A 13,293-nucleotide genomic window follows, 5' to 3' on the forward strand; every position below is an offset into this window, starting at 1 on the left:
AGGAAACGATCATGAAAATTGTAAGGGAGGCGCTGGCCGGTACGCAGGAGTCCAGCGACCTGATGGTGAAAATCGCCCCCGCCGACGGCGAGCTGGAGATTGTCATCCACAGTGAAGTGATAAAGCAGTTTGGCGAGCAGATTCGCCAGGTGGTTGAAGAGACGCTGCACGCCATGGCGGTGCATCAGGGGTTGATTATCATCGAAGACAAAGGGGCGCTGGATTGCGTTATTCGTGCGCGTCTGCAATGCGCAGTGCTGCGCGCCGTCGATGAGCCGCATATCGACTGGAGGGCCCTGCGATGAATACGCTCCGTCGTAGCATGTTATTCCTGCCGGGCGCTAACGCAGCGATGCTCTCTACCGCTTTTGTCTACCGTCCCGATTCGATCATGTTCGATCTTGAGGACGCGGTGGCGCTGCGCGAGAAAGACAGCGCGCGCCTGCTGGTCTGGAATGCGCTTCAGCATCCTGTATATCAGGATATCGAAACCGTCGTGCGGATTAACCCGCTGAGCACGCCGTTTGGCCTCGCGGATCTTGAAGCGGTCGTCCGCGCCGGCGTCGATGTGGTGCGTCTGCCGAAAACCGATACCCCGGAAGACATTGACGAGCTGGAAAGCCATCTGGTGCGCATCGAGCGCGACTGCGGACGTGAAGTGGGGTCGACCCGCATCATGGCCGCAATTGAGTCGGCGATTGGCGTGATTAATGCCGTGGCTATTGCCCGTCGCTCCCCGCGGCTGATTGGCATTGCGCTGGCGGCGTTTGATTACGTGATGGACATGCAGACCGAGCGCAGCGACGGCACCGAGCTGTTCTACGCCCGCTGTGCGGTACTGCACGCTGCCCGGGCTGCCGGTATCGATGCCTTCGACGTGGTATGGTCAGATGTGAATGACGAAGCCGGATTCCTGCGCGAAGTCGAATTGATCCGCAAGATGGGCTTTAACGGCAAATCCCTGATTAACCCGCGCCAGATTGACCTGCTGCACAACGCCTATGCGCCTACCCGGCAGGAAGTCGATCACGCAAAATTAGTGATTGAGGCCGCGCAGGAGGGGGAGCGCAATGGCCTGGGCGTGGTATCGCTCAACGGCAAAATGGTCGACGCCCCGATTATCAACCATGCACAGAGAGTGCTGGAGCGCGCGGCCGCCTCCGGCGTGCGCCGTTAAGGATAAAACAATGAACCAGACAGAACTTCTCCATGCCAGTTTTCCCCATCTGCGGGATTTAAAACCGTTTGATTCCGCCCTCAGCGCCACGCCCTGGCTGGCCGACGTAGAGGCAAAACATCGTCGTAAACTGTGCGAATCCGTCGAGGAGGCGGTGGTGCGCAGCGGCCTGCAGGACGGGATGACTATCTCCTTTCACCATGCTTTCCGCGAAGGAGATCGGGTGATTAATCGCGTGGTGGCGAAGCTGGCACAGATGGGGTTTAAAGGCCTGACGCTGGCCTCCAGTTCACTGATGACCTGCAACGATGCGCTTATTGAACATATACAGAGCGGGGTGATTCGCCGCATTTACACCTCCGGGATGCGCGGGAAGCTGGCGGATGCTATCTCCCATGGATTGATGGATGAGCCGGTGCAGATCCATTCTCACGGCGGGCGGGTGAAATTATTACAAGACGGTGAGCTAAAAATTGACGTCGCGTTTCTCGGCGTACCGTGCAGCGATGAATTTGGCAACGCTAACGGTACCCACGGGCGCTCCTGCTGCGGTTCGCTTGGCTATGCGATGGTCGATGCGCATTTTGCCCGCAAAGTGGTGCTGCTTACCGAAGAGTTGGTGCCTTTCCCCAATATGCCCGCTAGCCTGATGCAGGATCAGGTGGACTACATCGTACAAGTTGAAAGCGTGGGCGACCCGGCGAAGATCAGCGTCGGCGCCGCGCGCGTCACGAGTAACCCGCGCGAACTGATGATTGCCCGCTATGCGGCGGAGGTGATTGAGCATTCCGGCTACTTCCGGCCCGGTTTTTCGATGCAGACCGGCTCCGGTGCGGCGGCCACCGCCTGTACCCGTTTTTTGGGGGAGAAGATGGCGCGCGACGGTGTGAAAGCCCGTTTTGCGCTGGGGGGGATTACCGGCAGCCTGGTGGATTTGCATGAGAAGGGGCTGATTGAAAAGCTGCTTGATACCCAGTGTTTCGATGGTCAGGCTGCGGCTTCTCTGGCGCGTAATCCCAATCACGTGGAGATCTCCACTAACGTCTACGCCAACCCGGGCAGCAAGGCAGCGAGCTGCGACCAGCTGGACGTCGTTATCCTCAGCGCACTGGAAATCGACGTCGATTTCAATGTTAACGTGATTACCGGTTCCGACGGCGTCATGCGTGGGGCTTCCGGTGGCCACTGCGATGTGGCGGCGGCGGCAAACCTGACCATTGTTGTCGCCCCTCTGCTGCGCAGCCGGATCCCAACGGTAGTGAAGCGGGTGACGACGCGACTGACGCCCGGAGAAAGCATTGATGTGCTGGTGACCGACCACGGCATTGCGGTGAATCCGGCACGCCCGGAGATCCGCGCGCGCCTGATTGAGGCCGGGATGAAAATTGTCGATATCGACGCGCTGTATGCGCGAGCCGTCTCGCTCAGCGGGGTCCCCAGACCGATTGAATTTACCGATAAAATCGTCGGCGTCATTCGCTATCGCGACGGACGAGTGATCGATACCGTGCGCCAGGTTAAGGAGTAGCCCTATGAACACCGCGATGCCCGCGCAAGCGGGTGTCAGCCTCGATGCGTTGCTGGCGGCGAAGGAACGCCGCGCGGCGCGTCAGGCTGACTGGCTAAGACGTTATCAACAGCCGGTTATCTCTCTGACTCTGGTGACGCCGGGAGCGGTAAAAAACAGCCTCCGCTACCGTAATACGATGGGCGTGGCGCTACAGATGTGTGACCAGTTGCTGTGGGAAAACCGCTGGCAGGTGCGGGATCGTCAGGTGCTGTGGCTTCCGACGGGGCCTGAGGCGATGTGGTCCGTGGCGCACAATGCCCCGGAAATTAAGGCCCACTGCGCGGCGCTGGAGCAGATGCACCCGCTCGGCAGACTGTGGGACCTGGATGTGATAAGTCCGCAGGACGGCCACGTTGGCCGCCTGTCGCTTGGCCTGCATATGCGCCGCTGCCTGGTGTGCGATGAGCCGGCGCATGCCTGCTCCCGCTCGCGCAAGCATCCGGTGGAGCAGGTGGTCGGTGGGGTGGAGAAGATAATCAATGACTGGTTTGCTCGCGACTAAACGTGATGCCATTGACGTCCCTCGTCTGGCGGAAGAGGCGCTGTGGCAGGAGCTGGAGCTGACGCCGAAGCCGGGGCTGGTGGACCGGCTGAACAGCGGTTCCCACCGCGATATGGATCACGCTCTGTTTGTTCGCAGTATTGCGGCGATTGCACCGTGGTTATCTCGCTTTACCGAGCTGGGGAGCCACCATGCGGGCAAACCGGCAGACGGGCAGCTACGCCTGCTGCGCCCGATGGGGATTGCTTGCGAGCAGGCGATGTATGCCGCAACCGGCGGCGTGAACACCCACAAAGGCGGGATATTTTCCCTCGGCCTGCTCTGCTTTGCCGCCGGGCGAGTGCAGGAAGTGACCGCATCAACGCTGTGTACTGAAGTGGGGCTTCTATGCCAGGGGCTGGTAGCGCGCGAGCTGGCAGGGCGCGGCGCGGCGGCAACCGCAGGTGAACGTCAGTTTCAGCAACTGGGGTTAACCGGCGCGCGCGGCGAGGCGGAAAGTGGTTTTGCAACGGTACGCGGCGTTTTGCCGCAGTGGAACGGTCGCCGGCTGCATGATCTTTTACTGCGGCTGATGGCGGTGAATCCGGACAGCAATCTGGTGTCGCGCGGGGGGATTGCCGGCCTGCGGTATGTGCAGACCTATGCGCAAACGCTGCTGGCAAGCGGCTGGGATCGCCGTCGGCTGCTGGAGATGGACCGGGCGCTGATAAAGCGTCATTTAAGTCCGGGAGGGAGTGCGGATTTACTGTCGGTGGCGTGGGTATTAGCGAAATGCGGCTGATGCCCTCCCCCCGATGAGAGGGGGAGGGAGCCATCAGTTAATGTGTGACAGGAGTGTGTGCACCGGCCGGGACGCGCACGTGTTTGTACTTAAACAGCGCGATGAAGGCGACGGCCAGAACCAGCGAATACGCGGCAAAGATCAGCCACACGGGCTGCCAGTCGGTAATGCCGTTGGTGGTATACATCTCCACGACTTTCCCGCTCACGACACCGCCGAGAATACAGCCGAAGCCGTTGGTCATCATCAGGAACATCCCCTGGGCACTGGCGCGAATTTCCGGTCTCACCTCTTTCTCAACAAACACCGAACCGGAGATGTTGAAGAAGTCGAAGGCGCAGCCGTAAACAATCATCGACAGAACCAGCAGCACGGTGCCGAACGGCGTCGGATCGCCATAGGCAAAGAGGCCGAAGCGCAGCATCCAGGCAAAGATACTGATAATCATCACGTTTTTGATGCCATAGCGGCTCAGGAAGAACGGGATGGTCAGAATGAACAGGGTTTCGGATATCTGGGAAATCGACATCATCACCGACGCATGTTCAACGATAAAGCTCCCGGAGAACAGCGGGTTATTATCGAAGCTGTGCAGGAAGGTATTCCCGAACATGTTGGTGATTTGCAGCTCTGCGCCTAACAGCATGGAGAAGATAAAGAAGATCGCCATCCGTTTGTTTTTGAACAGAGCAAAGGCATCCAGGCCCAGCATGCTGCTCCAGCTCTGGTTTTTCTGCTGATTGGAGACCGGGATATGCGGCAGCGTCAGAGTGAACAGCGCCAGAACGACGGAGAGTACTGCGCCGATGTAAAGCTGCATATGGCTCAGTTCGAAACCGGCAAAGCTAACGGCCCACATTGCCATGATAAAGCCGATGGTGCCCCAGATACGAATCGGCGGGAAATCCGTCACAATATCCAAACCGGCAGACTTCAGGCGGTAGTAGGAAATCGTGTTGATTAAGCCCAGCGTTGGCATATAGGCCAGCGAGTTAAGCAGAATGACGAAGAACATCTCTCCAGGGGTGGTCACCTGGGCCGCCATAAACAGCGTACCCGCTCCCACCAGGTGGCACAGCGCATAAACCCACTTCGCGCTGATCCACTTATCCGCCACGATACCCAGCAGCGTTGGCATCAGAACCGCCGCAATGCCGAGCGAGCTGTAAACGGCGCCGATAGACGCGCCGTCGAACTTGAGCGTCACAAACATATAGGAGCCAAGTGTAGTCAGCCAGCTACCCCACAGGCAGAACTGCAGAAACGACAATATTTTAAGCTGCAGCTTAAGGTTCATGTTATTTTCCTCACGAGTAAGCGGGGGATGTGTTGTGATAATTACATTCAGAGTTGCAATTTGATGAAATTCTATCAGCTAACGCCATTATGTTTTGTTACCTTCCGCAAAAAAATGCAATCCACATTAATTTGCAGATTAGATTGTGATGCAAATAACATTTTCGTATGGAGACGGGATGGGAAGGCGGGGAAAACCGGCCCTTCCGCGTCAGGAAAGGGCCGGGGGAAGAGATAACCTTACTTCCGGCGATAGGACTTCTGCGCCGTATTCACCTTGTAAAGATAGCGGCGTGATTCCGCAGACGGGTGACGGTTGGTCAAAGTAGCGTAGACATCTCCGGGGGTCATGCTGTTGATAATATTGGCCGCCTGGACCTTATCACTGGAGAAGACGCGCAATACGCTGCCCGCACCGCCGTTATACGCGGTAATAACGGCGTAGCGACGCGAGGTCGGGTTATCGATGCCTGACAGATACACGTTATTCAGCATCGCCAGATAGGCGGTGCCGGTATCAATGTTATTCACCGGATCGAACAGATAGCTGCGGCTTGGCAGGCCCGATTTCCCCTGCGAACGGAATACGTCTTTCCCGGCGCTGTGCTGCACGACCTGCATCAAACCCAGCGCATCGGCATGGCTGACGGCGTAAGGGTTGAAAGAGGATTCGGTCTGCATAATCGCCAGAATCAGCGACTCATCGACGCCATATTTCCGCGCCGACTGGCGAACGTAGCCAATGTACTTATGCGCACGTTTGTCGAGGTGGTTTGGCACCAGATTGATGGTGATGCTGTAGATCATCCGCAGGCCGTTGCTGCGGCTTTTTAGCCGCGTTTGCAGCAGATAATCGGCATAGCGCGAGGCCCGCCACTCCCAGCGAATCGGATCGCCGTGGTTATCCACTACCTGCCCGTAAAGGAAGGGCTCTTTGGAGATCTGGATATCGTCGGCGTCGGAATAGAGGTCGATTGACCCCGGATCGTCGCCCATCAGCAGGGTCTTAATGATGGTCTGACGTAAACGGCCCGTCGGATCGGTACCGGCGATGGTCTCGACCGTGATGGTACCTTCATCAAAGTTAATGTGGCTACGGGTCTGATATCCGTCGGTATATTTAACGTAGTCTTTCGGCCCGGCGAGCAGGACTTCGTTATAACCCCAAATATTTTCGACGTTATGGGCAAACTGGCCCATCAGGATATCGAAGCCGTTGGTGTCCTTCACCCAGGCTTCGTTATACTCAGCGCCCTTTTTATTTGAGCTGGAACACGAAACGAGCAAAGGCGCGATGAGCGCTAGCGCTAAATATTTTTTCATCATTCCGGGAGTGTGCGTTGTGTTTGTTGTGCTTAAGAGTCAGCTGACTCTTACTATTTTTCAGGCGGCGTGTAGCCTTCGATGTGCACATCTTTCCCTTCAAACAGGAACTTGACCATCTCTTGCTCCAGCAGCTTGCGATGCTCCACGTTCATCATGTTGAGCTTTTGCTCGTTGATTAACATGGTCTGCTTGTGCTGCCACTGAGCCCAGGCTTCTTTCGAAATTTCGTTATAGATACGTTTGCCTAGCTCGCCCGGATACAGCTGAAAATCCTGGCCATCCGCTTCACGCTGCAGGAAAGTACAAAAAATCGTTCTGCTCATTAGTCATCCTCTTTATTCGCCAGAAAGCTATGCAAGTGCCCCGGCCTTCAGCTGTTGCAACAAGCGCTCCACGGGAGCTGCCAGTCCGACCGACGGCGGCTGCGCTAAGTTATACCAGAGTGCGCTGCCTTCATCCATGCATGTACCAGATGAATCTACGGTAAGCCACATTGGCACAATATCCAGATGGAAATGGCTGAAAGTATGGCGGAACGCGGTCTGCTGCGTCAGATTATCGTCCTTTATCCCGCGCTGAGTCAGCCATTCACGGAGTGCGGCCTCCTCTTCAAACTGCGGAAAACAGAATAATCCGCCCCATAAGCCCACCGGCGGACGCTGGGAAAGAAACACTTTGTTACCGTGCTGCATCAGCAGGAAATAGCCCGTGCGCTCCGGAATGGTCTGCTTCGGCTTTTTGCCTGGGTATTGCACCCATGAATGATTTGCGTAGGCAATACAGCCGTTATTTAACGGACAGATTTCGCACTTGGGTTTTGAACGGGTGCAGACTATCGCCCCGAGATCCATCATCGCCTGGTTAAAGCGTTCGACCCCTTTTGCCGGCGTGACCTCTTCGCTGATTTGCCATAATCTTTTCTCGACCTCTTTTTTCCCCGGCCAGCCGCTGACCGCATAGCAGCGGGCCAGCACCCGCTTCACGTTGCCGTCGAGAATGGGGTAATGTTTGCCAAGGGAGAGGGATAAAATCGCGCCGGCCGTTGAGCGCCCGACGCCGGGCAATGCGGCCACTTCATCAAAGGTCTGCGGGAATTCGCCGCCGTGCAGGCTGGCTACCTGCTGTGCCGCCTTATGCAAATTTCGCGCGCGGGCGTAATAGCCCAGTCCGGTCCAGAGGTGCAGGACTTCATCCAGCGGCGCCTCGGCCAGATCGATAACCGTCGGAAAGCGCGCCATAAAGCGCTCAAAATAGGGGATAACCGTCGCAACCTGCGTTTGTTGCAACATCACCTCGGAGAGCCATACTTTGTAAGGCGTTTTGCCCATTTGCCAGGGCAGGGTCTTACGCCCGTATTTGTCGTACCAGTCCAGCACCTGGGCTGAAAATTGCGCGGCGAGAAAAGTCAAAGCTACAGCTCCGGAATCGCGATATCAGGGTGGCAGATTGCAGCATAAGGGCGACAGGCTGTAAACCCTTGCATCCGTCGGGTAACTTTGGATAATGCCCGTTTTCCGAACACTTTCACAAGCAGACTTAATCTTTATGAAAAACGACGTCATATCTTCGGAATTCGATGAAAACGGCCGCCCGCTGCGCCGTATTCGTAGCTTCGTCCGCCGCCAGGGCCGCCTGACTAAAGGGCAGCAGCATGCGCTGGATAACATTTGGCCGGTGATGGGCGTTGAGTTCAACGATGCGCCGCTCGACTTCGTCGCGCTGTTTGGCCGCGCCGCGCCGACCACATTAGAGATCGGATTTGGCATGGGCGCTTCGCTGGTGGCGATGGCGAAAGCGAAACCGGAGCAGAATTTCCTCGGTATTGAAGTCCACTCTCCGGGCGTTGGGGCCTGCCTGGCCTCCGCTGAAGAAGAGGGCGTTCAAAACCTGCGCGTGATGTGTCACGATGCGGTCGAGGTGCTGCACACCATGATCCCGGATAATTCTCTCAATATGGTGCAGCTGTTTTTCCCTGACCCGTGGCATAAAGCGCGGCATAATAAACGCCGTATCGTGCAAGCGCCTTTTGCTGAGCTGGTGAAAAGTAAGCTGAAGCTGGGGGGCGTCTTCCACATGGCGACCGACTGGGAGCCGTATGCCGAACATATGCTGGAAGTGATGTCATCTCTGGAAGGATATCGTAACCTGTCAGAAAGCAACGATTATGTACCGCGCCCGGAATCGCGTCCGGTAACCAAATTTGAACAGCGTGGCCATCGTCTTGGCCACGGCGTATGGGACTTAATGTTCGAGAGGGTGAAATAATGGCAAAGAATCGTAGCCGTCGTCTGCGTAAAAAAATGCATATCGACGAGTTTCAGGAAATCGGTTTTTCCGTTGCATGGCGTTTCCCGGAAGGGAGCACGGAAGAGCAGATCGATCAGACCGTGAATGACCTGATTGATCAAGTGATCGAGCCGAACAAACTGGCGTTTGACGGCAGCGGTTACCTTTCCTGGGAAGGGCTTATTTGCATGCAGGAAATCGGTAAATGCACCGAAGAGCATCAGGCTATCGTGCGTAAGTGGCTGGAAGAGCGTCAGTTAGCCGATGTGCGCACCAGCGAACTTTTTGACATCTGGTGGGACTAAGTTTGACAAGGGTCGGCAATTGCCGACCCGTTTTGTCTTAAGGGAGTTTTATGATGCGTAAAACGCTGCTGGCGGTGGCGCTGTCCGTTACTGCTCTGTCCGCGCATGCGGACTACCAATGTAGCGTCACGCCGCGTGACGACGTGATCCTCAGCCCTCAGCAGGTGCAGGTGAAAGGGGAGAACGGCGATCTGGTGATTAAACCGGACGGCAACCTGACCTATAACGGAAAACAGTATTCTCTGACTGCGGCCCAGCGCGAGCAGGCCCAGGATTACCAGGCCGGTTTGCGCAGCAGCCTGCCGTGGATTGATGACGGTGCGCGCACGCGAGTCGAAAAAGGGCGTCAGGCGCTGGATAAAATCATTACCGAGCAGGTAGGCGCCAGCAGCAGCATGCATGGCCGTCTGACCAAACTGGATGCGCAGCTTAAAACCCAGATGAACCGCATTATTGAACGTCGCAGCGACGGTCTGACCTTCCACTATAAAGCGATCGATCAGGTGCGCGCCGACGGCCAGCAGCTGGTTAACCAGGCGATGGGCGGCATTCTGCAGGACAGTATCAATGAAATGGGGTCGAAGGCAGTCCTGAAAGGCGGAGGCAATCCGCTGCAGGGGATCCTCGGCAGTCTTGGCGGCCTGCAAACGGCAATCCAGGATGAATGGAAAAACCAGGAAGCGGATTTCCAGAAATTTGGCAAAGACGTATGTAGCCGGGTGGTCTCTCTTGAAGACAGCCGCAAGGCGCTGGTGAGTTCCCTGAAATAACGTTCTCTGCGGTGTGCCACGGCCTTCACCGGGACACACCGCGTTCAATCATCTCAGGCACGTCCGTGCGATACCCGCGAACGGCGGGCCAGAGAGTCAATAATCACCGCAATCGCCAGCACGCAGCCGGTAATGATATAGCGCAGCGATGACGGCAGATTCAACAGCGTCAGGCCATTGGAAATCGACTGAATCACGATGATCCCCAGCAGAGCGGACCAGGCGCTGCCGCGCCCGCCGAACAGGCTGGTGCCGCCGATGACCGCCGCCGCAATGGCGTTCAGGTTTACATCGCCGGTTCCAGCCTGCTGGCTCGCCGACGCCAGTCGGGAAGCGGCCAGAATGCCGCCGAAGGTGGCGAGCGTGGTACAGAGCACAAAGGCGCTGACGTAAATAGCCCGAACGTTGATCCCCGAACGGCGTGCGGCTTCGCGGTTGCCGCCGACGGCAAACATTGAGCGCCCCCACTGCGTGCGCTTGAGCGCATAGTTGAGCATCATCACAAATGCGACGAACAGGCCGAAAATCCACGGAACACCGCGCCCGAGATTGAGGTAGAACACGGCGGCTTCAAAGATTACCGTGAGCAAAATGGCGCGCAGCAGCAGTGAACTGACGGCTTCCGCCGACAGATTCGCCGTCAGCCGACGCGTGCGCGTTTTGAGGCCAAATACCAGAATCGCCAGTCCGGGCAGCAGCGCCATCAGATGAGAGAACCAGCCGGGCATCACCAGTAGCTGGCCAAAGCGCACCAGCGGTGACGCGTACGGCAGGTTAATGCTGCCGCTGGGACCGAGGATATACAGCTGTAGCCCGAGCAGCGCCAGCAGACCGGCGAGCGTTGCCACGAAGCTTGGCATCCCGACGCGGTTATACAACAGGGCGTAAATCAATCCGACGCCGACACCGCACAGCAGTGCGACGGCAATCGCCGCGGCAACCGGCCAGCCGGCATTGACCCATAGCACGCCAACAATCGCCGAGGAGAGACCGCTCATTGAGCCGACCGAAAGATCGATTTCGCCAAGCATCAGCACACAAACGATCCCCAATGAGATAAACCCAACCGTGGCGCAGTCAAAAAGCAGGTTCACCAGGTTATTGGGGGCGATATAAACCGGGTTGAGCCAGGTGAAAACCAGAGAGATAACGATCAGACCGGCGATGACCGGCGCGGTGCCGAGATCGCCGGTTTTGATACGATTGATTTGCGCACGTACCATGCCGAACAGGCCGTCGTTGTGCCGGACGCGCTCATCGCTGCGATCCAGTGCGGGGCGGGATTCTGTCTTGCTGTTCATAAAATTAAATCACTCCGGAAGCGCTAGACTGGGATTTCCGTTCGACGCGACGTGAAACGGCATTTTCTGTTGCGCCGGTAATGGCCGCCACCAGATCCTGGTTTGATGCGTCGGGGGTAAAGATGCCTTTATTGCGCCCGAGTCGTAGCACCACGATGCGATCGGCCACCGCGCGGACGTCTTCCATGTTGTGGCTGATAATAATCACACCGAGGCCGCGCTCGCGAACGCGCTCAATCAGATTGAGCACCTCCGCCGTCTGGGCTACGCCGAGCGCAGCGGTGGGCTCGTCAAGCATGATGATTTTGGGATTCATTAGCAGCGAACGGGCGATGGCCACCGTCTGGCGCTGGCCGCCGGAAAGCGACGCAATCGGCTCGCGCACTGACGGAATTCTGGCCGCCAGCTCCTGCAATAATGTCCATGCCCGCACCTCCATCGCCACTTCATCAAGCTGCAACGGCGAAATTTCGTGGCCTAAAAATAGGTTCGCCACGACGTCGAGATTTTCACACAGGGCTAAATCCTGAAAGACCGTAGCGATGCCGTATTCCAGGGCTTTGCCCGGACTGTCGAGGGTGATGGCCTTGCCGTCGAACTCAATGGTGCCGGCCGTGGGCTGGTGTACGCCGGCGAGGATTTTCACCAGCGTTGATTTTCCCGCGCCGTTATCGCCAACCAGCGCGACCACTTCGCCGGCGTGAACCTCCAGCTCGATATCTGTCAGGGCGGAAACCGCGCCAAAGTGTTTGGAGACGTGACTCAGTTTCAAAATGGGTTGCCTGGTGCTGGCGACATTTTCTTGTTTTTGCGCGTGTTCTTGCGGCTGTGTTTGCAACATAAAAGAGACCTCAATCATGGCGAAACTGCGCCCGTTACGGAAGACGGGCGCAGGGACATCATTTTTTCTCGATACCTAATTTCTGGCAGGCCGCGGCATATTCACCGGTGCAAACCTGAGCGTAGGTCTGGATCTTTTTATCGAAAATTTCCGCTTTGATATTTTTGGCGGTGATGACCGCCGGGGTAAACAGCTGAGAAGGCGTGTTATACAGCGTGGTGCTTGCCTGCGGCTTCTTACCCTGAATCAATTCCACGGCCACTTTTGCCGCTGCGGCGGCAACAATCTCTGAGGGTTTGGAGATAGTGTTGTACTGGTCGCCGGCGATGATGAGCTGCAGCGCAGCAATCGTGGCGTCGTTACCGGTGACCGGCGGAACAGGCTGTACGCCGGCGGCTTTAAAGGCGGCAATGGCGCCGCCGCCGGTGCCGTCATTGGCTGCGACGACACCCTTAATTTTGTCGCCAAAGCGAGTTATCTGTCCGGCGGCCCACTCCTGCGCTTTTGGCGGCGCCCATTCCGGCGTATCAAACTCCGCCAGAGTGGTGTAGCCCGACTCTTTCAGACCGCGATGAATACCATCGCGGATCAGCCCCGCAGCGGCATCGGTCGGTGAGCCGTTAATTTGCAGAACGCCGGCATCTTTCGGTGCGCCGCTCTCTTTCAGATGATGAACCAGCGATTGGGAAATGGCATAACCGATGCCTTCGTTATCAAACGAGACGTAAAAATCCGCCGGCTTGTTGGGAATGGGGCGATCGTAGGCGATCACTTTCACATCCTGGGCCTGGGCATTTTCGACCAGTGCGGCGGCTGCGGAGGAGTCAACCGGGTCGAGGACGATAATCTTCGCCCCCTGGGCAATGACCGAATTGAACTGCTGCTGTTGCAGCGTCGCGCTGGCGTTTGCGTTTTGATAAATGACTTTGCACTCGGCGCACAGTTTGCTCATTTCCGCTTTAAAACCGGGGAAATCATGCTGCTCATAACGCGTGGAGGCCTGGTCAGGCATTAAAAATGCCACGGTGGCGGATTCGGCCGCTTGCGCCGATGCGGAAATACCGCCGGATATTGTTGCGAGTGCGATGAAAATATTACGGTAATTCATTGTATTACCCTCTTTTTTATATGCTTGAGC

At 56.9% G+C, this 13,293-nt stretch carries 15 protein-coding genes; 8 read left to right on the plus strand and 7 right to left on the minus strand.

Annotated features, from left to right (window positions below; translation table 11 throughout):
* Positions 1-11 precede the first annotated feature (11 nt).
* Genes citD through citG form a run of 5 tightly spaced genes read left to right on the plus strand, consistent with a single transcriptional unit; the run spans position 12 to position 4,030 of the window.
* On the plus strand, positions 12-305 hold the full coding sequence (gene citD / locus ACMYSK_RS23270) for a citrate lyase acyl carrier protein (RefSeq protein WP_434638763.1): 294 nt from the start codon (positions 12-14) through the stop codon (positions 303-305).
* Positions 302-1,177, plus strand: coding sequence for a citrate (pro-3S)-lyase subunit beta (gene citE / locus ACMYSK_RS23275; RefSeq protein WP_434638764.1), 876 nt, complete (start codon positions 302-304; stop codon positions 1,175-1,177). The genes citD and citE overlap by 4 nt, the downstream gene beginning before the upstream one ends.
* A 10-nt stretch (positions 1,178-1,187) precedes the next feature.
* Positions 1,188-2,705 (plus strand): citrate lyase subunit alpha, encoded by a 1,518-nt coding sequence (citF, locus tag ACMYSK_RS23280; RefSeq protein WP_434638765.1) that lies wholly within the window; start codon positions 1,188-1,190, stop codon positions 2,703-2,705.
* Between the two features lie 4 nt (positions 2,706-2,709).
* Entirely contained in the window at positions 2,710-3,249 is a 540-nt protein-coding gene (gene citX, locus ACMYSK_RS23285; RefSeq protein WP_434638767.1) for a citrate lyase holo-[acyl-carrier protein] synthase, read from the plus strand.
* Positions 3,227-4,030: a triphosphoribosyl-dephospho-CoA synthase CitG gene (citG, locus tag ACMYSK_RS23290; RefSeq protein WP_434638769.1), complete on the plus strand. Its 804-nt coding sequence runs from the start codon at positions 3,227-3,229 to the stop codon at positions 4,028-4,030. Before citX ends, citG begins: the two co-directional genes overlap by 23 nt.
* Positions 4,031-4,067: 37 nt before the next feature.
* On the opposite strand, the gene ACMYSK_RS23295 is transcribed toward citG, so the two are convergent.
* From ACMYSK_RS23295 to mutY, 4 genes are all read right to left on the minus strand, one after another.
* Entirely contained in the window at positions 4,068-5,327 is a 1,260-nt protein-coding gene (locus ACMYSK_RS23295) for a nucleoside permease (RefSeq protein ID WP_434638770.1), read from the minus strand.
* A 239-nt stretch (positions 5,328-5,566) separates the two neighbouring features.
* On the minus strand, positions 5,567-6,649 hold the full coding sequence (mltC, locus tag ACMYSK_RS23300) for a membrane-bound lytic murein transglycosylase MltC (RefSeq protein ID WP_434638771.1): 1,083 nt from the start codon (positions 6,647-6,649) through the stop codon (positions 5,567-5,569).
* A gap of 53 nt (positions 6,650-6,702) precedes the next feature.
* The gene (locus tag ACMYSK_RS23305; RefSeq protein WP_434638772.1) at positions 6,703-6,975 is read right to left on the minus strand and encodes an oxidative damage protection protein; all 273 of its coding nucleotides are present in this window, start codon (positions 6,973-6,975) and stop codon (positions 6,703-6,705) included.
* Between the two features lie 27 nt (positions 6,976-7,002).
* Positions 7,003-8,061 (minus strand): A/G-specific adenine glycosylase, encoded by a 1,059-nt coding sequence (gene mutY / locus ACMYSK_RS23310; RefSeq protein ID WP_434638773.1) that lies wholly within the window; start codon positions 8,059-8,061, stop codon positions 7,003-7,005.
* 136 nt (positions 8,062-8,197) lie between these two features.
* Between mutY and trmB the strand changes: the two genes are divergently transcribed.
* The 3 genes from trmB to ACMYSK_RS23325 are packed head-to-tail and all read left to right on the plus strand — an operon-like array spanning position 8,198 to position 10,013.
* Entirely contained in the window at positions 8,198-8,917 is a 720-nt protein-coding gene (trmB, locus tag ACMYSK_RS23315) for a tRNA (guanosine(46)-N7)-methyltransferase TrmB (RefSeq protein WP_434638774.1), read from the plus strand.
* A complete protein-coding gene (locus ACMYSK_RS23320) occupies positions 8,917-9,243 on the plus strand; it encodes a YggL family protein (RefSeq protein WP_434638775.1) in 327 nt (108 codons plus the stop codon). The genes trmB and ACMYSK_RS23320 overlap by 1 nt, the downstream gene beginning before the upstream one ends.
* Before the next feature lie 50 nt (positions 9,244-9,293).
* A complete protein-coding gene (locus tag ACMYSK_RS23325) occupies positions 9,294-10,013 on the plus strand; it encodes a DUF2884 domain-containing protein (RefSeq protein WP_434638777.1) in 720 nt (239 codons plus the stop codon).
* 53 nt (positions 10,014-10,066) lie between these two features.
* Here the strand turns inward: ACMYSK_RS23325 and ACMYSK_RS23330 are convergent, their stop codons facing one another.
* From ACMYSK_RS23330 to ACMYSK_RS23340, 3 genes are read right to left on the minus strand one after another with little or no spacing between them, the layout of a single operon-like run.
* The gene (locus tag ACMYSK_RS23330; RefSeq protein WP_434638778.1) at positions 10,067-11,314 is read right to left on the minus strand and encodes a sugar ABC transporter permease; all 1,248 of its coding nucleotides are present in this window, start codon (positions 11,312-11,314) and stop codon (positions 10,067-10,069) included.
* A gap of 4 nt (positions 11,315-11,318) precedes the next feature.
* The gene (locus ACMYSK_RS23335; RefSeq protein WP_434638780.1) at positions 11,319-12,155 is read right to left on the minus strand and encodes an ATP-binding cassette domain-containing protein; all 837 of its coding nucleotides are present in this window, start codon (positions 12,153-12,155) and stop codon (positions 11,319-11,321) included.
* Between the two features lie 58 nt (positions 12,156-12,213).
* A complete protein-coding gene (locus ACMYSK_RS23340; RefSeq protein WP_434638782.1) occupies positions 12,214-13,263 on the minus strand; it encodes an ABC transporter substrate-binding protein in 1,050 nt (349 codons plus the stop codon).
* Between the last annotated feature and the right edge of the window lie 30 nt (positions 13,264-13,293).

Source organism: Klebsiella sp. I138 (genome assembly GCF_051131765.1).
Classification (GTDB): domain Bacteria; phylum Pseudomonadota; class Gammaproteobacteria; order Enterobacterales; family Enterobacteriaceae; genus Klebsiella.